The following is a 16,666-nucleotide window of genomic DNA, read 5'->3' as shown; positions in this document are numbered from 1 at the left end:
GGGCTCGCCTCGGTGAAGCCCGCTCTAGCCAGGCCTCCGGCCGTCCGAGTCGTTGTCCACGAGGCCAAGAGGTCAGCCCTTTCCAACCCTTAGCGCGAGGGCCGCTACTTTTTTGCCGCCAGCCCGCGCTTGACGAACGCCGACCCCGGCCCCTCGTACGTGCCGGACCGCAATGCCTCCGCCACCCCACCGTGGAGTTGCCACCTGCCGCCCCGCGAACCGGCCATCGTGTCCGCGGCCGCGTCCAGCACTGTCGCCAGTAGCCACAGCCGCGAACCAGACAGCCGGTAATCGCACTCCGGGAGCCGCTTCAGTGACTGCGACACCGCAACCTGCGTCACCCCGAACAGCTCGCCGTACTCCTGAGCCCCCACCAAGGGCGGCAGTTCGCCGTTCGTCATCGGACGAACCCCTGCCCCCTGATCAGCCTCCAGGGCCTCCAGCTTTCCCACGTCCAGCTGCCGGCCATGCTTGCCCGGCGGCAAGGCTAGGTTCACCACGAAGCCGCCCGGCCATGACGGCCTCCCCTCCTCGACAGACCATTGGCCATAGTGGAATACCGGCAGGACGGTCCGGTCTGAGGCCCGGGAATGCCTCAGCTACACGCTGTTACGCTGAATGGGCACTTTCCAAGCGGTGTGGCAAGGCCCCCGACGCGCTCGAAGCCGATGCACGGGGGCCTTCGCCAATCCCGGTTGTCGAGAGAACCGTTGGGGAACGATCGACAAGGCGCGCTTCGCGGGAGGCGTTGCCTGTCGGTGGCCGTCACCATCGAGAGTGGTGAGCGTCAACCCGAAGAGCAGCCGGTTCAAGACGGTGATCCATGAGGGCCACGTGCCGACCCGCCCGGAGCTGACCGCCGGCACCGATCTGACGAGCCACAGGACGCGGGTGACACCGCGCCTCGAATACTCCTTGACCTGCAAGGTCATCCGTCCGATTCTGGGACGGCGGCCGACGCACATCAGGAGTGGCCACGTCAGGACCCGCTGACCATGGCTTTGGAGGCCGGAGCGATGACCGGTCTACCCGTCGTCGTGGACATGTCGCGGCTGAATCCCTGAACGCCAATGTCCTCCGCTTGCTGCTCAACACCAGGCGGGAGCGGCCCACGCTCGCTAGGTCGTTGTTCCCGCTGGTGCACAAGCGGCTCGTCGTCTTGGCACCCGCGGACGCCTTCCACATCTTCTCCTCTCTCGAGGAAGCGACCGACGAGACCTTGTACTGACCGGACCACCCCTGCGGTCGGGGCCGGAACGGGAGCGTTTCGTGTGGCCGTCGGCAGTTCAGGCCGGACGGAGCCCAATGGGCCCGTCTTCCGCCCGGTGCGGGCGGAAGACGGGCTCGGAGTGAGGTGCTGGGCTCCGGACGTCGCTGACAGCAGGTCAGCCGCAGTTCACCCACTTGTTGGACTTCTGGGTCCAGACCGTAGCGCCGGTTCCGTAGGCACCTTGGGCGATGATGCCGGTCGATCCGCCGTAGTTCGTGTTGCCGTACCACCTGTAGTCGCAGGAAGCACCGTGGTTGTACCAGGACTTGAAGCCCTGGAAGACCACATACGGGGTCAGGTCGGCGTTGTTCTGTGCGACCTTCTGCATGCGGCCCGTGTAGTTCTGACCGGCCCAGACGCAGAAGTACGTGCTCGGGCAGTCGCTCCGGGCCCGCACGTTGGCTTCGGCGCCGACGGCCCCGGCAGTGCCAGTCCCTGCCAGTAGCCCGCCGGTCAGCACAACACCACCGATCGCGGCTGCGAGCTTGCTGTTCGTACGCATGCTGTTACCTCCTTCGAGAGCCGATTGGCTTGGAGACTTCTTGCTGCGAGATCCGTGCAATCGGGAAGTTACGAGCACCGGCTGCACGGCACATCCGGGGGAACCCTGAGCTGTTTTTGGCAGTTCTGGCCGCTTTGGGTATTTTCCCAGCTCAGCTATTCCGTGACGGGGACCGAAGCCATCATCGGTTCACGAAAACAAGGCCAGATTGGGGGGAGAGCTGGCTCACCGACGTCCTGCAAGGCGACCGTCCCGATAGGCGGAGGAAGACGCACTGCTGTGCTGCGGATCGGCAAGCTGTGTCATCGCGTGCACGGCAGCGTCCATGCGGTCCGGGCTGTCCCCGGCTACCCACGTCACCATCTGTTGCTCCAGCACCGGCCACTCACCGACGCGGTGCACCCGGCGCTGCTCGTACAGCTGGGCGATTGGCTCGGCGCGTAGCCGTTTGCCGTACTTCGCGGTGATGGGCAGGACGGCGGGCATCAGCATGTTCTCCGTGCGCTTCTCCCGGCGCAGTTCTTGCCATGCCTGGTTGAGGATCTGCTTCGACATGTCGCCGCCGTAGTTGGGCTCCACGATGATCGCGTCTGCCCGCAGCTCGATCGCGAGCAGGCACGCCTCACGCCCTCACGCATCCGCCCCCTCGGTTTCCGGAGCGGTCGTCCAGGACGTAGAGGTGCCCGTCGCGGTCGGTGGCGGCGGCGACGATGCCGGTCTCGTCGCAGACTGCGGACTCGCCGCCCGCGGGTCGACGGCGACGACGATGCGAGTGAGGTCGATGCCTCGGAACTGGGCTGCGCTGTGCGGTTGTTGGTGATCCACGCCCATTCCCATACGCCGCCGTCCTGCGGGCGCGGCTGTTGCATGTACAGCGACCACCACACGCGTTCACCGACCGAGCGGCGGATCTCGGTGAGGGCGTCGTGGTCGTAGCGTTCGGGCCACAGGGGTGCGCCGACGGGGCGGCCGAGCGCGTCGTCGTGGGAGAGGGCGAGGGCCGGCAGGTCGATGACCGTCCACCGGTCGCCCTCATCGGCCAGGACGCGGCCGGCGAGGTCGTCTTCGTCCCACCGGGTCTGGATGAGGATGACGGACCCACCCGGCTCGATACGGGTGAGGAGTACGGCCTGCCACCACTCCCACAGCCGCTTCCGCATGGTGGGGGAGGATGCTTCGGCTGCGTCCTTGATCGGGTCGTCCACCACCGCCAGGTGTGCGCCCTTGCCGGTGAGGCCACCTCCGACACCGGCCATGACGGCCCCGCCCTCGGTCCCGGCGAGGTCGAAGCGGTTCGCGGCCGAGGAGCCGGGGCGCAGGCTGATGCCGAGCTGGGGGCTGTAGTTGAGGATCGCGTCGCGAATCCACCGGCCGTGGTCGTCGGCCAGGTCGGAGGAGTACGAGGCGATCATCACCCGGTGCTCCGGACGCCTGCGCAGGTACCAGAGCGGCGCCCACCGGGCGGCCCGCCTGCTTTTGCCGTGCCGCGGGGGCATCGTCAGCGGGAGCTTCGTCGGTTTCCCGGCGGCGACCCGCTCGAACGCGGCGTCGATCTTCGCGAGGTGCGGGGCCTGCATCTCCCGGCCCTCGGTGAGGACCGATGCCATAGCACCGGGGGAGCGGTCCATCGTCAGCTCGCGTTCGACACGGACGAGCTGGGCGCGAAGCTGTGGGGTGGAAGCTGCGGTTGTCTCACGGCGTTGGTGCGCGGGAAGCGACCGGTACAGGGCGAGGACCGCAGCCTCATCAGCCTTCGGCATCCCCAGCCGCGTCGGTGGTTCCGGCGAGGGCGATCAGGCGTTCCAGCTCGGTGAGACCCGTCGTCTCGATTTGTATCGCACCGCCGTCGAGACCAGTCAGTTCCGTACGGACCGGCTGGTCGAGGCCGAGGAGGCGGCTGCTGCGCTCGATGATCCGCACCGCACGGTCCACGGCCTGGTAGTCGCCGGAGCGGATTGCCGCCCGGTACACGGTGAAGAACAGCCGTTCCAGGCGTTCCACCATCAGCTGCCGCAGCTCGTGGCTGTTCCCGTCGAGGACGGTGGTGCGCTCCAGGAGGGCCTTGGAGACGTCCTTGCACGCCAGTTCGATCAGGCGTTTGTCGGTGGGAGGCTCCTGGCCGCGCTTGTACCTGTCGATGTCGTACCCCTGCGGGTACGCCACCCCGTCGGTGTTGATCGACGGGGTGGCGGCGAGCTTGCGGGCGATCGTCAGCCAGTCGATGCCGGCGAGCTTGAGGTCGATCGCGTCCGCACGGTGCTGGGTGATCGCAGCCCTGATCGCCCTGTTGGGGCGGCCCATGAACAACTCCCAGGCCCCACGCCACCCTTACATGATCCTGTACTGAAGGTGGGGTGGGAGTCGTGCGAAGTTGTATCGGGCAACAGGGCCGCCAGCGCGTCTCGTTGGACGGTCAGCTATTGCTTGCCGGTCTCGTTTGCCAACGCCTCGGCGATGTTTGCTGCTTCACCGCACAGGTCTTTGCTTGCGACCCCTTGTCCTGCCATTGAGGAAAGCTGAACATTGACACTTTTTCCTGACGGGGTGTCAATTCCGCTGTGGCAGCTGAGATTTTGGTTTGGCAGCTTCCCGCTCAATACTGTGTACGCGGTGGTCTTCTTCTGCGAGGGTTCGGCTATGCCCTGACTCTTGAGCCAGTCGGCAGCCTGCTGCTTGGCGAAGGTGACCACAAGGCTTCGCCCTGGTTCCCATTCGTCTGGCGTGACCGCGCACGCGCTCTGGGGTGCACCCTCAGAAGGCTCAACGGCTTCGATTTTCCCCTTTACAGGGAGCTTTCCCTGCTGTGCTTTGACAGCTGCACAGGGTGTTTTGCCGTTGATCTCAACATCGTTAGCAGTGGCCTGAGTTGCAGTGTTCGCGGGTTCGGTTGACCCGGCTCCGCAGGCCGTGACAAAAGCCAGCGAGGCCACCGCTATCCCGGCAAGCCGCAGGGGGCACTTTCGCCTCACGGGCTGTCCTCTCGTTCGCTTTCTGTGTTCATGCACCTTAAGGCATGGCTCACCCCTCCTGGTAAATGATCTTGAATGGAATGCATGTGACCTGCATCTCAGAATTCGATGATCTTGGTGGAACCGATGGGTTGACTTTGCCGTCACGTGAACGGCTGGCGTGACTGAGTTGCGGCTTTTGCCTTGCTTGTGTCGTGCTCAAAGCAACGCAATTCTCGCCATCTCTATCGAGCCTTTCCCGAATGTGAAGCCTTTATTCGACCTTGACATGCCTCCTGCGTGAAAAGCATGATCGCTCGGCGCCAGAGAAATGGCGCAGTAAACGGGAGAAAGAAAGAACATGCGTAAGACGCTTATTGCGGTCCTGACCGGGCTGTTCAGCCTCACCCTTTTTGCGGCACTTCCCGCCAATCACACGGAGGCGAAGGCGATGACCTTCGACCCCAACGCCTGCCTCGATCCCAGCCAGGTGATGAAGTGCTCGAACCACATTCTGTGGAAGTACGTTCCTGTGCAGGGCCCGTACCCTGCGGGGAAGTGCCGCCCGTACGTTGCGGTGAAGGCTGGAAAGTGCTGATTCGCCGCTAGTGACATGAAATGAAGATGTGCTGGATGGTCGAGCGCGACCATCCAGCACATCCGCTTCGCTGGCTAATTTAGATGGTCAAGAGCTAACTGCCCGTGAAGGCCCAATGTCTCCTCGCGGGCTCGTCGTTGTGAATGCGGCATATTTCGGTTGAGGTGCGGCCACCATCCAAACTGCCAATTCCTGCATGATCGGTAGCGGTGGCTGCCGCGGAGAGGCACCCTTGGTGGAATGCTGTGCTCACCCCAGCCGGTTATGGGGCGGGCGTTGGTCAGCTTCACCTTCAGGCCGGGGACGGTGGCGTCTCCCTCCCAATTTTCGCCCGGCGTGCGCGAATGCCAGGTGCGCGTTCCGCCCCCAGTCCCAGGGGATCGGCAGAGCGCACAGATGCCAGGCGGCGGGCGGGTTGTACGCTGGCAGCAAGAGAGTCTGGATGCGCCGACGGTGGGTGACGTCGTGGCGGTCGCACTCGGCGAACGCTTTCAGGCAGTGCTGTGTGAGGTCGACCTCGCGGACGCCTGCCAGCCACATGATGCGGTAAGTGTCCTGCGCCTCGATTTCGACGCGAACCGGTTATGGATTCGCCCTCGAAGCAGCGCAGCAGCAGGCCGCGTAGGGACTCAGCGGTGTGATAGCGGATGCGCTGCCACTTCCCCTTCACGAAGCGCATGTCTACGTTCTCGTTGTCGAGGAAGTTCAGGCGGGTCGAGTCGCGGCTGATGGAGTGCCCGGAGTTCTCGTAAGCCAGCTCCCGATCCAGGTTGCGGGTGCCGATGCCTGCCTGACCGTCGGCCGCGCAGAGTGCGTTCACGGTGAGGAGCACCCAGTGCTGGTAGTCCAGGGACGTCGTGGCGTTGATGACGGAGTCCAGCACTACCACCTCGTACAGGCCCCGCTCCCGCAGTTCCCGTTCGATGCCGCGGATCTGGCCGACGATCGTGCGGATGTCGAGGGCGTACTTGCCCTTGGTGCGGTACGGCTCGTAGTCCTGAACCTTGTAGCCCTCACCGCGCAGGTGCCGGGCGTAATTGCCGTGGCCGACCCCGAAGTCCACCACGCGTGTGGAGGTAGTGATCCGGGGGAGGGCGAGGCGTTCCCACACCTCGGACTTGTAGCGGACCTGGTCGGCCTTCGCCTTCGAGGAGTGCTCGCGAAGCCGGTTGGGCTGCACGATGTGCTGGTTCCACACCGGGGCCTGGTCCTCCAGGCCGGTCCAGTCGTACACGCCGTACTCGCCCGTGAGGTCCTGCACTAGCTCGGCGGCGTCCGAGGAGGCGCACGTCCAGGCGAGGACGTCGAACCGCTGGGTTTTCGCGACGGCCGCGTACTCGGCGTTCAGGACGACGCGCCCCTGGTCGTCGATAACGACCGACCCCCACGCGCCGTGAGCTGCGGTCATGAACGCGATCGCCTGCTGTAAGGGGAGATTCTTCGACTCGGCGACCTGGATGGACTGCCACGGAATCCAGGACCACTGGCCGATCGGTCCGGGTTCGGCGTAGACGAGCGAGGACTCGGATTCGACCCGGTTGTGCAGGAGGTTGAACTTGATCTCGTCCTGGAGGCGGACCCTCTGCTGCGGATCATCGCCGGAGTCGTCTCCCGCCCGATGGCCTTCAGCCCCTTGGTCCTCTGGTGACCGGCGACGAGGGTTCCGTCCGCGTTCAGGATGACGGGCTTGACCACACCGTGGCGGCCCAGCGAACCCTGGAGACGGACGAAGGACTCGGGGGAGAGACGGCGCGGGTTGTAGTCCGCAAGGCGCAGCTTCGCCAGCGGGTAGGCGGGATCGAAGCGGACGTCGAAGCTGCGCGTCACGCGACGGCCCCCTCGGAGGCGTGGTGCTCCTCGTTGAGGACGTGCCACCCGAACCCGAGATCGCTGTTCTGGTCAGCGACGAACCGCTGGTAGAGGGCATCGAGGAGTTCAACCTCGGCCTGGGTGATGCGCACGCGCGTGGACGACCACTGCAGGTACCCCGAAACCAGCGGGTTCGTGGATTCTGGAGGGTGATTGGAAGCGAACCTGCTGGTAGTGGCATGTGTTCGACGGACTGGGCACGCGGGTTCAGCGATGCTTGAATGCTCCGGTGATCGAACTCGCGGTTGTCCTGGCAGCGGCAGGGCTGACGGCGTGGTTGTTCCGCCGCAAAGTGAAGCAACGTGCAGACAGTGCCGCTCAGGGAAATGCGATCAAGGTTCCCTGCCTGCTCCGACATCCTTCGCTTGAAGGACGATGGCTTCGTGGACGGCTGTTGATAGGTCCCTCCGGAATGGTCTGGGAGCCCCGGACCAAGGCCGGTGCGGCAGTATCCCTTCCGAAAGGGTTGCGGCGGGTCAGCGTGCGTTCACCGTCGTTGCGCGAGGCGGTGAAGATCAACGGTGGGTCCAGGATCGTTGAGTGCACCTCTCCCGAGGGCGCTCTTTTTGTTGCAATGATGCCGAATGAGTTGGATCACGTAATCACCGCCTTGAACAGCGACGGAGGGGAGTAGACAGCACCTCGTCACGCCTGGGTCGGGTCGATGGTGAAACGCTCGGGGTAGGCAGCGCGGACGTAATGGATGGGCCTTGACCCTGACTCTTGAACACGGGTTATGCGGCTGGTGCCAGCGTAGTTGGTGTGAGGTGGAGGGCGTTTTCGAAGGCGATCGGTGATCGTTGTCCGAGGCGGGAGTGGCGGCGTCGGGTGTTGTAACGGTGGAGCTATCGGAAGGCGTCGAGTCGTGCCTGGCGTGCGTCGGGCCGGCTCTTTCGTCCCTGCAGGGTCTCGCGTTTGAAGGTCGCGTTGAAGGACTCGGCGAGTGCGTTGTCCGCGCTGGACCCGACCGCACTCATGCTTCGCCGAACCCCTGTTGACCTGCAGGCATCGAAGCTGTGACGCAGACGAGCAGCGAGCGCGTCGTCCCGGCAAGCACCCCGCTGCCGCGCCTGGCCGACCCCACTGCCGTCGCACCGAAGAACGCCCGCGAGATCACACGCCTCTTCCTCGACCGGCTCAGCGAGTTGGAGGAGGGCACGCAGGAGTACCAGTACGCGCGCAACACCCTCATCGAGATGAACCTGTCTCTGGTGAAGTTCGCCGCGCGCCGCTTCCGCAACCGGGGCAGCGGGGACCTGGAGGACATCATCCAGGTGGGCACGATCGGTTTGATCAAGGCGATAGACCGGTTCGACCTGACCCGCGAGGTCGAGTTCACCTCCTTCGCGATCTCTTACATCACGGGGGAGATCAAGCGGTTCTTCCGCGACACCACCTGGGCCGTGCACGTGCCGCGCCGCCTCCAGGAACTCCGTACGGAACTGGCCAAGGCCAAGGAACAGCTCGCCACCGTCCTGGACCGCGACCCCACCGTCGCCGAACTCGCCGAGCTCCTGGAACTCACCGACGGACTCGTCGCCGCCAACGGGTACACGGCCGGCTCTCTGGACCTCCCCGCCGACACCGGCGACAAGTCCAGCACCAAGACCGCCGCCTCCTACGCCGACTTCCTCGGCGACGTCGACCCCGGCATGGAACTCTTCGAGGACCTCCACACCCTCGCCCCGCTCCTGGCCGCTCTCTCCGACCGCGACCGGCAGATTCTGTCCATGCGCTTCGGCCAGGAACTGACCCAGGCCGAGATCGGCAAGGAGCTCGGCATCTCCCAGATGCAGGTCTCCCGCCTCCTGACCCGCATCCTCGGCCAGCTCCGCGAAGGCATGCTCACCGCCTGCTGAACCACGCCCGCACGCCCCGGGCCACCCAGATGCGTTGGGGCCGGTTCGGGCCCCTGCCTGCCACGTGCGAAGAGCGTTCCGCCGTTGCGCAGAATGCAGAATTCTGCGATGACCGCTCGGCGTCGGCACCAGCGGAGCACACGTCCCTCGCCTCGGCGACGATGCCGACCGGACGCCAAGCACCGCAACGCCCCCGGTCGGCGCGCGGCCGGGGTTCGTAGGCTGGGGGCATGAGGGATGAACTGCCGCCCGGCGGTGCCGTGTTCAGTGATGACGAGATCGATGCCCGGTGGGCGCAGGCCTGGCGGCCCGAGCAGGTCGTGGAGCGGTTGAGTGGGGTCGAGGCGCCCTGGTACGTCGCGGCCGGGTGGGCGTTGGATCTGTTTCGGGGTGGGCAGACGCGGGTGCACGCGGACCTGGAGATCGCCGTGCCCGCCGCAGGCTCTTCCGAGGTACGGGCGTGCTTTCCTGAGTTGGTGTGTGATGCGGTGGGGACCGGGCGGGTCTGGGAGGAGGCGGGGGCCGAGGTGTTGGCGGCCACGCATCAGACCTGGTTTCGTGATCCGCGGAGTGGGCGGTACCAGTTCGATGTGTTTCGCGAGCCGCATGAGCGCGGGATGTGGGTCTGTCGGCGGGACGCGAGCGTGCGGCTGCCGTACGAGGTGATCGTCGAGCGGACGGAGGCGGGGATTCCCTATTTGGTGCCGGAGCTGGTGCTGCTCTTCAAGGCGAAGGCGGTACGGGCCAAGGACCAGGCGGACTTCGACGGGGTGCTGCCGCTGCTGGGGCGGGCGGGGCGGGAGGCCCTGCGGGGGTGGCTGGAGCTCGTACACCCCGGGCATCCGTGGTTGGCGCGGCTGGCGGGGTGAGACGGCGGAGGGTCAGAGTGGTGGGGGGTCCTCTCGGCGGACTCCGCTCACCACGACGACGATCACGCAGAACGCGATCAGCACCTCCGCCCAGAAGAAGGCCAGGTAGTCCAGCAGGCTGCCGATCGGTGGGGTGCCCGGGGCCGCGTTGCGGAAGGCGGCCAGGGCGAAGAGTGTTGCGGCCATCCAGCTCAGGGCGGGCCAGGTCAGGCCCTTGCGGTGGCGGACGAGGTACCAGCCGCCCAGGAGTACGGCCACCGTCAGTGCCCACATCGCGCACATCATGAAGAGGGCGAAGACCAGGACGCTGTGGGAGCGTGACACGTCCGCCGTGAAGGCCGCCGCGTCCCGGCCCGATCCGTCGCGGACCGTCGTGCCCTCCACATCGAGGGCGAACAGGGTGTCGGCGTTGGTGAGCGACATGCGGACGGGGACCGGCTCACCGGCCAGCACCGCGCCGAACTCCAGGTCCGTCTCGTAGGTGTCGAAGGGGTAGTCCGTGACCGCGCCGCCGGTCAGCGTGACCGGTACGTCGACGGATGAGATGCGGCGGTGGGCGGGGAAGGTCAGGTCGCCGCGGACGGAGGGGGAGGTCTGGAGGGTCAGGTCCTCGGTGGGGGAGATGCCGCCGGCCTCGGCGTACGTGCCGCGCGGGGTGACACGGACGCGCAGGACCAGTTCGCGGGCGAGCGCGTCCACGCGCTGGACGGACGTGTCGATGTCGATACGGTCCGGGGCCGAGCCGCCCACGGTCGTGCGGGCGTCCTGGTCCTCCCGTTCGCCGAACTGGAGCCAGAGGCCCCCGAGTACGGCCACCGCGACGGTGAGGAGGACCAGGAGCGTGCCGAGCAGCGCAGGGCGGCGGGTGCGCGTGGGCGTGGGGGTTGCCATGGTCAGGCGGCGGGCTTTCCGGGCTGGTCGTGGGTGGAGCAGTGGATTCCGCCGCCGCCGGAGGCGATGGTGTCGATCTGCACCTGGACGATGTCGCGCTTCGGGAAGTGGTCCTGGAGGATGCCCTTCGCCCGGTCGTCGGCCTTGCGGTCGCCGAACTTCGGGAGGAAGACGGAGTCGTTGGCGACGTAGAAGTTCGCGTAGGTGGAGACGAAGTCGTCGCCCTCACCCGTGATCCGGTCCAGGTCCGGCTGCGGGAGGTCGACGATCTCGAACTTCCGGCCCCGGGCGTCGGTGGCCCTGCTGAGGACCGAGCGGGCCTGGTCGGCCGAGCGGGACCAGGAGTCGGGGGGCGTGCCCGGGAAGGCCTGGTCGAGGAGGACGACACCGGGGGCGGTGAACCGTACGAGAGAGTCCACGTGCGCGTCGGTGATGTCCTGGCCGCGCACGCCCGCCAGCCACACGACCTTCTCGACGCCGAGGGTCGCGATCAGCTCCTTCTCGATCTGGTCGCGGTTCTTGCCCCGGTTGCGGTTGTCGTTGACGATCGAGCTCTCGGTGACGAGGAGAGTGCCCTCGCCGTCGGTTTCGAAGGAGCCGCCCTCCGCGACCAGGGGGGCTTGGGCGCGCGGGATCCCGTACTTGGCGAGGAGCGTGCGGCCGACCTTGGCGTCGTTGGTGTGCTCCTGCTTGTTGCCCCAGCCGTTGAAGTTGAAGTCGACGCCGACGACCTTGCCGCCCTCCTCCACGAAGACCGGGACGGTGTCGCGCGCCCACAGGTCGTCGACCGCCAGGGGGATGACCTCGACCTGCTTGCCGCACGCCTTCTGGGCCGCCGCCTGCTGGTCGGGGCGGGCCAGCATGACCACCGCCTCGTACTCGCCGACCGCCCGCGCGATGCGGGCGATGTCCTCGCGGACGTACGGGAGATCCTCCTCCCAGACCGACGCGAGCGCGGGCCAGGACATGAAGGTGCGGGTGTGGCTGTCCCACTCGGCGCCGAAGCGGCGGGCGGCCGGCTTCGGGGTGGGGGACTCACCGGCCGCCGGGGTGTTCGCGGCGGCGTTGCGCGGGGTGTCCTCGGGGTCGCAGGCGGTGGCGCCGAGGGCGAGGGCGCCGCCGATTCCGGCGAAGGCGCGCAGGGTCGTACGCCGGGAGGGCTTCCGGTGGGAAGGGAGGAGGGGGGACACGGTGGCTCCGATCGTGGGCTGGCGAGGCTATCCGGCCGGGGCGCGTGCGGCGCGGTGGCGCGCGCGGGCGCGGAGATCGCGGGCCCGGAGTTCACGCGGGTGCCGACGTGCTGCTGTCAGGAGGCTCCACGGAGGGAGCGGGCACCTGCGGATGTGGGGGTGGACGGTCGCCACTGTGACACTGACTGGATTTTCAGTCAAGCTGGGGGAGTGCGAAGAGGTGTCGTTTTCGCAGGTCGGGGGAGGTTTCGCAGGTGGGAGGGCCAGTGGAGCGGTAGGCGGTCGTGCCGGGGGCCCTGACCAGCCGGATAGGGTTTGTGGCATGGCGTCTCGTAGCACTCAGATCCTTGAAGCAGCCGCCCGGGTCATCGCCCGGCGCGGGGTCCGCGGGCTCCGCGTGGAGGAACTGGCCACTGAGGCCGGCGTCTCCACCGGCCTCATCTACTACCACTTCAAGGACCGCACCGGGATTCTGCGCCACACGCTGGAGTTCATCAACGACCGCGCCGAGCGGTACACCAGCACCGAGGATGCGGACGCGGAGCCGCTCGGTCCGCGCGAGGAGCTGGAGCAGGTGCTGCTCCTGGAGCTCCAGGACACCCCTGAGGTACGGGAGAACAGCTCTGCCTGGGGGGAACTCCAGGCCAGCGCCGTCTTCGAGCCCGTCCTGCGGGAGGACCTCGCCCGCGCCACGCTCCAGTGGGTGCAGGAGGTGGCGGTCCTCCTCGGGCAGGTGCGGCCGCTGGCCTCGGCGGCCTCGCTGGCCTCCGCCGCCGAGCGGCTCACCGCGCTGATCCAGGGGCTGAGCATGCGGTGGCTGAGCGGCAGTCTCGGCATCGAGCACGCGCGTGCGCTGGTGCTGGAGGCGATCGAGGTCGAGGTGGCGGGGCTGCGGCAGCTGTAGGGGGCCCGTCCCCCGGGGGTTGTGAGGGTGGGCTGGAGTCGCCTGTGCGCGCCCGTGCGGCGTAAGGATTTTCCGTACGTCTCGACTCTTGACTGAAATTTCAGTCAGTGCCACAGTGAGCGCTCTCCAGCCCTCTCCCCTCTTGCAGGGGGCGAAAGGAACCACCCCCATGTACGTCACCCCTGTGGGGCCGGCATGCCGCTGACCCCCACCGAACGGGACCGTCTGCTCCTGTTCACCGCCGCCGAACTGGCCAGGGCCCGCCGCGCCCGGGGCCTGCGGCTCAACGTTCCCGAGGCGACCGCGCTGGTCGCCGACACCGTGTGCGAGGCCGCCCGCGACGGGCTGCGGCTCGCCGAGGCGATCGAGCGGGGGCGTACCGTCCTCGGGCCCGCCGACGTGCTGCCCGGGGTCGTCGACGTCGTCACCGAAGTCATGGTCGAGGCCGTGTTCGACGACGGGACACGGCTCGCCGCCGTCGCCGATCCCTTCGGAGCGCACGCCGAAACTGACGAAAACGTCAGGAACGACGAGGCACCCGGGGCCGTCCTGCCGGGGCCGGACACCGACGTCGTGCCCGAACCGGTGGTCACCCTGACCGTGCGGAACACGGCGGCGGTGCCCGTCAGCGTCACCTCCCACTTCCACTTCTTCGAGGCCAACCCGCGCCTCGACTTCGACCGCGCCGCCGCCTACGGCATGCGGCTCGCCGCGCCCGCCGGGGCGTCGACCCGCTTCGACGCGGGCCAGGACGTCGAGGTCGGGCTCGTGCCGATCGGGGGCGCGCGGGTGCTGATCGGGTTCGCCGGGCTGGTCGACGGCCCGCTGGACGCCGACGGGGCCAAGGAGCGGGCCCTGACGAGGGCCGTGGCCTGCGGATATCTGGGCGCGGACCGCTCGGAAGCGGACCAGCCGGAAGGGATACGCGCATGAGTCGCCCGAGCAGGCACAGCGAGCACTGTGCGCCCGGCGAGAGCCGGCACATCGACCCGTACGAGTACGCCACCGTGCACGGACCCCGCGCGGGGGACCGGGTCCGCCTCGGTGACTCCGGGCTGGTGGTGCGCGTCGAGTCGGACGCGCAGCGGCCCGGCGACGAGTTCCTCGCGGGCTTCGGCAAGACCGCCCGCGACGGCATGCACCTCAAGGCGGCGACCGTACGCGAGACGTGCGACGTCGTGATCACGAACGTGCTCGTGATCGACGCCGTGCTGGGGATCAGGAAGACGTCGATCGGGATACGGGAAGGCCGCATCCACGCGATCGGGCGGGCCGGGAACCCCGACACCGTCGACGGGGTCGAGGTGGTCGTCGGGACCGGGACCACGATGATTCCGGGGGAGGGGCTCATCGCCACCGCAGGGGCCGTCGACACGCACGTCCATCTGCTGTCGCCCAGGATCATGGAGGCGTCGCTCGCCAGCGGCGTCACCACGATCATCGGGCAGGAGATCGGGCCGAGTTGGGGCGTCGGCGTCAACTCGCCGTGGGCGCTGCGGCACGCGTTCAACGCCTTCGACGCCTGGCCCGTCAACATCGGCTTCCTGGCCCGGGGTTCGGCCTCCGACCCGGCACCGCTGGTGGAGGCACTGGCCGAGGGCGGGGCCTCCGGGTTCAAGGTCCACGAGGACATGGGGGCGCACGCGCGGGCCCTCGACACGGCGCTCAGGGTGGCCGAGGAGCACGACGTGCAGGTCGCCCTGCACAGCGACGGGCTGAACGAATGCCTGTCGGTGGAGGACACCCTCCGGGTCCTGGAGGGGCGGACCATCCACGCCTTCCACATCGAGGGGTGCGGTGGGGGACACGTACCGAACGTACTGAAGATGGCCGGGGTGCCGAACGTCCTCGGGTCGTCGACCAACCCGACGCTGCCCTTCGGGCGGGACGCCGTCGCCGAGCACTACGGGATGATCGTCTCCGTCCACGCGCTGAAGACGGACCTGCCGGGCGACGCGGCCATGGCGCGGGACCGGATCCGGGCCGGGACGATGGGTGCGGAGGACGTGCTGCACGATCTCGGCGCCATCGGGATCACGTCGTCCGACGCGCAGGGCATGGGGCGGGCGGGCGAGACCGTACGGCGGACCTTCGCCATGGCCGGGAAGATGAAGGCCGAGCGGGGGCCGTTGGAGGGGGACGGGCCGGACGACGACAACGCGCGCGTGCTGCGTTACGTCGCCAAGCTGACCATCAATCCGGCCATCGCCCACGGGCTCGCGCACGAGGTCGGGTCGCTGGAGGTCGGGAAACTGGCGGACGTGGTGCTGTGGCGGCCGGCCTTCTTCGGGGCGAAACCGCAGATGGTCATCAAGGCCGGATTCCCCGCCTACGGGGTGACCGGGGATCCCAATGCCGCTACGGACACGTGCGAACCGTTGGTGCTGGGGCCCTTGTTCGGTGCGTACGGGGCCACTCCGGCCGATCTGTCGGTGGCGTTCGTGAGCCGGGCCGCCGCCGAGTCGGGGTCCTTCGGCAGGCCGTACGACGACATGGCGACGCGACGGCGCAGGGTGGCCGTGCGCGGGACGCGGGGCATCGGACCTGCGGACCTGGTCGGCAACAAGCGGCTCGGTGAGGTCCAGGTCGACGGGCGGGACGGGCTGGTGACGCTCGACGGGATGGCGTTGAGGTCGGAGGCGGCGGACGAGGTTTCGCTGAGTCGGCTGTATTTCCTCTGAGCGTCTTCCCCGGGCGTTTTGGTTGGTTTTTCCCTTGGGGTTCTTCGAGAGAAATGAGTGCAGTGATGAGTGGATTCCGCATGCCCGCAGAGTGGTCCGAGCACGAGGGCTGCCTGATGGCGTGGCCCACCCGTGAGGATCTGTGGGAGGGCGTCCTGGACGCCGTGAAGAAGGAGTACGCGGAGGTCGCCCAGGCGATCGGGCGGTTCGAGCCCGTCACCATGGTCGCTCCGCCGGGGTTCGGGGACGACGCCCGCACGTGGTGCGGGGACGGGGTCCAGGTGGTGGAAATCCCGCTGGACGACTCCTGGTTCAGGGACTCGGCGCCGCTCTTCGTGCTGGACGGGCAGGGGCGGCGGGCCGGGGTCGACTTCCGGTTCAACGCGTGGGGGCGCAAGCACGCGCCGTACGACTCCGACGACCGGGTGAGCGGGCTGCTGCTGGAGCACCTCGGGGTGGAGCGGATCGGCTCCGACATGATCCTGGAGGGCGGGGCCATCACCGTGGACGGCGAAGGGACGCTCATCACCACCGAGCAGTGCCTGCTGCACCCGAACCGCAATCCCGGGATGACCCGCGAGGAGATCGAGGGCGAGCTGAAGGCGCGGCTCGGCGTCGAGAAGGTGATCTGGCTGCCGTACGGGGGGCTGCTCGACACCGAGACGGACGGGCACGTGGACGGGGTGTGCGCTTTTGCGGCGCCGGGGAAGGTTGTCGTTTCGCTGCCGGACGATCCGCAGCACCCGGACTACGCGCGGATGCGGGCGAACCGGGCCGTTCTGGAGGTTTCGACCGATGCGCGGGGGCGGGCGCTGGAGATCGTGGACCTACCGCAGACCGTGTTCGCCGAGGTCGCGGGCGTGCGGGTCGAGGTGTCGTACCTGAACTACTACGTCGCGAACGGGGGTGTGGTCGTTCCCGTGGCCGGGGCGCCGGAGGATGCGGCGGCGCTGGAGGTGCTGGCGGGGGCGTATCCCGGGCGGGACGTGGTGGGGGTGGTGGCGCCGGTGGTGGCGTGGGGTGGGGGTGGCGTGCACTGCATCACGCAGCAGGTTCCCGTGGGGGTGTAGGGGGGTTTGTGCGGG

General features: G+C 67.9%; 19 protein-coding genes and 1 pseudogene. 8 read left to right on the top strand and 12 right to left on the bottom strand.

Annotated elements, in window-relative coordinates; all coding sequences use genetic code 11:
• Positions 1 to 104: 104 nt before the first annotated feature.
• The 6 genes from ACIO3O_RS02440 to ACIO3O_RS02415 form a co-directional block, all read right to left on the bottom strand.
• Positions 105 to 401 (bottom strand): hypothetical protein, encoded by a 297-nt coding sequence (locus ACIO3O_RS02440; protein ID WP_401740920.1) that lies wholly within the window; start codon positions 399 to 401, stop codon positions 105 to 107.
• A gap of 984 nt (positions 402 to 1,385) precedes the next feature.
• A complete protein-coding gene (locus ACIO3O_RS02435; protein WP_401740918.1) occupies positions 1,386 to 1,772 on the bottom strand; it encodes a peptidase inhibitor family I36 protein in 387 nt (128 codons plus the stop codon).
• A gap of 225 nt (positions 1,773 to 1,997) precedes the next feature.
• On the bottom strand, positions 1,998 to 2,327 hold the full coding sequence (locus ACIO3O_RS02430; protein ID WP_401740915.1) for a hypothetical protein: 330 nt from the start codon (positions 2,325 to 2,327) through the stop codon (positions 1,998 to 2,000).
• Positions 2,258 to 3,532, bottom strand: a complete 1,275-nt coding sequence (locus ACIO3O_RS02425) for a terminase large subunit domain-containing protein (RefSeq protein ID WP_401740913.1) — start codon at positions 3,530 to 3,532, stop codon at positions 2,258 to 2,260. The genes ACIO3O_RS02430 and ACIO3O_RS02425 overlap by 70 nt, the downstream gene beginning before the upstream one ends.
• Complete coding sequence (locus tag ACIO3O_RS02420) at positions 3,519 to 4,073, bottom strand: hypothetical protein (protein WP_401740910.1); 555 nt, start codon at positions 4,071 to 4,073, stop codon at positions 3,519 to 3,521. Before ACIO3O_RS02420 ends, ACIO3O_RS02425 begins: the two co-directional genes overlap by 14 nt.
• Before the next feature lie 116 nt (positions 4,074 to 4,189).
• Entirely contained in the window at positions 4,190 to 4,702 is a 513-nt protein-coding gene (locus ACIO3O_RS02415; RefSeq protein ID WP_401740908.1) for a hypothetical protein, read from the bottom strand.
• A 379-nt stretch (positions 4,703 to 5,081) separates the two neighbouring features.
• On the opposite strand from ACIO3O_RS02415, the gene ACIO3O_RS02410 reads away from it, so the two are divergent.
• Positions 5,082 to 5,318 (top strand): hypothetical protein, encoded by a 237-nt coding sequence (locus tag ACIO3O_RS02410; RefSeq protein ID WP_401740906.1) that lies wholly within the window; start codon positions 5,082 to 5,084, stop codon positions 5,316 to 5,318.
• A 292-nt stretch (positions 5,319 to 5,610) separates the two neighbouring features.
• Here ACIO3O_RS02410 and ACIO3O_RS02405 read toward each other — a convergent pair whose 3' ends face one another.
• From ACIO3O_RS02405 to ACIO3O_RS02395, 3 genes are read right to left on the bottom strand one after another with little or no spacing between them, the layout of a single operon-like run.
• Positions 5,611 to 6,726 carry a hypothetical protein gene (locus ACIO3O_RS02405; RefSeq protein WP_401740904.1) on the bottom strand — a complete coding sequence of 372 codons (1,116 nt, stop codon included), beginning with the start codon at positions 6,724 to 6,726 and terminating at the stop codon, positions 5,611 to 5,613.
• Positions 6,723 to 7,145 (bottom strand): ParB N-terminal domain-containing protein, encoded by a 423-nt coding sequence (locus ACIO3O_RS02400; RefSeq protein ID WP_401740902.1) that lies wholly within the window; start codon positions 7,143 to 7,145, stop codon positions 6,723 to 6,725. The genes ACIO3O_RS02405 and ACIO3O_RS02400 overlap by 4 nt, the downstream gene beginning before the upstream one ends.
• The gene (locus ACIO3O_RS02395) at positions 7,142 to 7,279 is read right to left on the bottom strand and encodes a hypothetical protein (protein ID WP_401740899.1); all 138 of its coding nucleotides are present in this window, start codon (positions 7,277 to 7,279) and stop codon (positions 7,142 to 7,144) included. The genes ACIO3O_RS02400 and ACIO3O_RS02395 overlap by 4 nt, the downstream gene beginning before the upstream one ends.
• A 137-nt stretch (positions 7,280 to 7,416) precedes the next feature.
• On the opposite strand from ACIO3O_RS02395, the gene ACIO3O_RS02390 reads away from it, so the two are divergent.
• On the top strand, positions 7,417 to 7,821 hold the full coding sequence (locus ACIO3O_RS02390) for a hypothetical protein (protein ID WP_401740897.1): 405 nt from the start codon (positions 7,417 to 7,419) through the stop codon (positions 7,819 to 7,821).
• Positions 7,822 to 7,921: 100 nt separating this feature from the next.
• Here ACIO3O_RS02390 and ACIO3O_RS02385 read toward each other — a convergent pair.
• Positions 7,922 to 8,197: pseudogene (locus ACIO3O_RS02385) on the bottom strand (integrase core domain-containing protein); the annotation flags it as partial.
• 6 nt (positions 8,198 to 8,203) lie between these two features.
• On the opposite strand from ACIO3O_RS02385, the gene ACIO3O_RS02380 reads away from it, so the two are divergent.
• A complete protein-coding gene (locus ACIO3O_RS02380) occupies positions 8,204 to 9,046 on the top strand; it encodes a SigB/SigF/SigG family RNA polymerase sigma factor (RefSeq protein WP_401740895.1) in 843 nt (280 codons plus the stop codon).
• Positions 9,047 to 9,276: 230 nt separating this feature from the next.
• Positions 9,277 to 9,915 carry a nucleotidyltransferase domain-containing protein gene (locus ACIO3O_RS02375; RefSeq protein WP_401740892.1) on the top strand — a complete coding sequence of 213 codons (639 nt, stop codon included), beginning with the start codon at positions 9,277 to 9,279 and terminating at the stop codon, positions 9,913 to 9,915.
• A 12-nt stretch (positions 9,916 to 9,927) separates the two neighbouring features.
• Here ACIO3O_RS02375 and ACIO3O_RS02370 read toward each other — a convergent pair whose 3' ends face one another.
• The gene (locus ACIO3O_RS02370) at positions 9,928 to 10,806 is read right to left on the bottom strand and encodes a DUF4436 family protein (RefSeq protein ID WP_401740889.1); all 879 of its coding nucleotides are present in this window, start codon (positions 10,804 to 10,806) and stop codon (positions 9,928 to 9,930) included.
• A gap of 2 nt (positions 10,807 to 10,808) precedes the next feature.
• Positions 10,809 to 11,996 (bottom strand): agmatine deiminase family protein, encoded by a 1,188-nt coding sequence (locus ACIO3O_RS02365; RefSeq protein WP_401740888.1) that lies wholly within the window; start codon positions 11,994 to 11,996, stop codon positions 10,809 to 10,811.
• A gap of 322 nt (positions 11,997 to 12,318) precedes the next feature.
• Here ACIO3O_RS02365 and ACIO3O_RS02360 point away from each other — a divergent pair, with 322 nt between their 5' ends.
• The 4 genes from ACIO3O_RS02360 to ACIO3O_RS02345 all read left to right on the top strand — a co-directional run bounded on the left by ACIO3O_RS02360 (position 12,319) and on the right by ACIO3O_RS02345 (position 16,651).
• Complete coding sequence (locus ACIO3O_RS02360; RefSeq protein ID WP_401740885.1) at positions 12,319 to 12,900, top strand: TetR/AcrR family transcriptional regulator; 582 nt, start codon at positions 12,319 to 12,321, stop codon at positions 12,898 to 12,900.
• Between the two features lie 195 nt (positions 12,901 to 13,095).
• Entirely contained in the window at positions 13,096 to 13,833 is a 738-nt protein-coding gene (ureA, locus tag ACIO3O_RS02355; protein WP_401740882.1) for an urease subunit gamma, read from the top strand.
• Positions 13,830 to 15,581, top strand: coding sequence for an urease subunit alpha (locus ACIO3O_RS02350; RefSeq protein WP_401740880.1), 1,752 nt, complete (start codon positions 13,830 to 13,832; stop codon positions 15,579 to 15,581). Before ureA ends, ACIO3O_RS02350 begins: the two co-directional genes overlap by 4 nt.
• A gap of 80 nt (positions 15,582 to 15,661) precedes the next feature.
• Positions 15,662 to 16,651: an agmatine/peptidylarginine deiminase gene (locus ACIO3O_RS02345; protein ID WP_401740877.1), complete on the top strand. Its 990-nt coding sequence runs from the start codon at positions 15,662 to 15,664 to the stop codon at positions 16,649 to 16,651.
• The last annotated feature ends 15 nt before the right edge of the window (positions 16,652 to 16,666 follow it).

Source organism: Streptomyces sp. NPDC087440, assembly GCF_044744005.1.
Classification (GTDB): Bacteria; Actinomycetota; Actinomycetes; order Streptomycetales; family Streptomycetaceae; genus Streptomyces.
The sequence above is the reverse complement of the archived record's forward strand: the minus strand, read 5'-3'. Positions and strand labels throughout refer to the sequence as shown.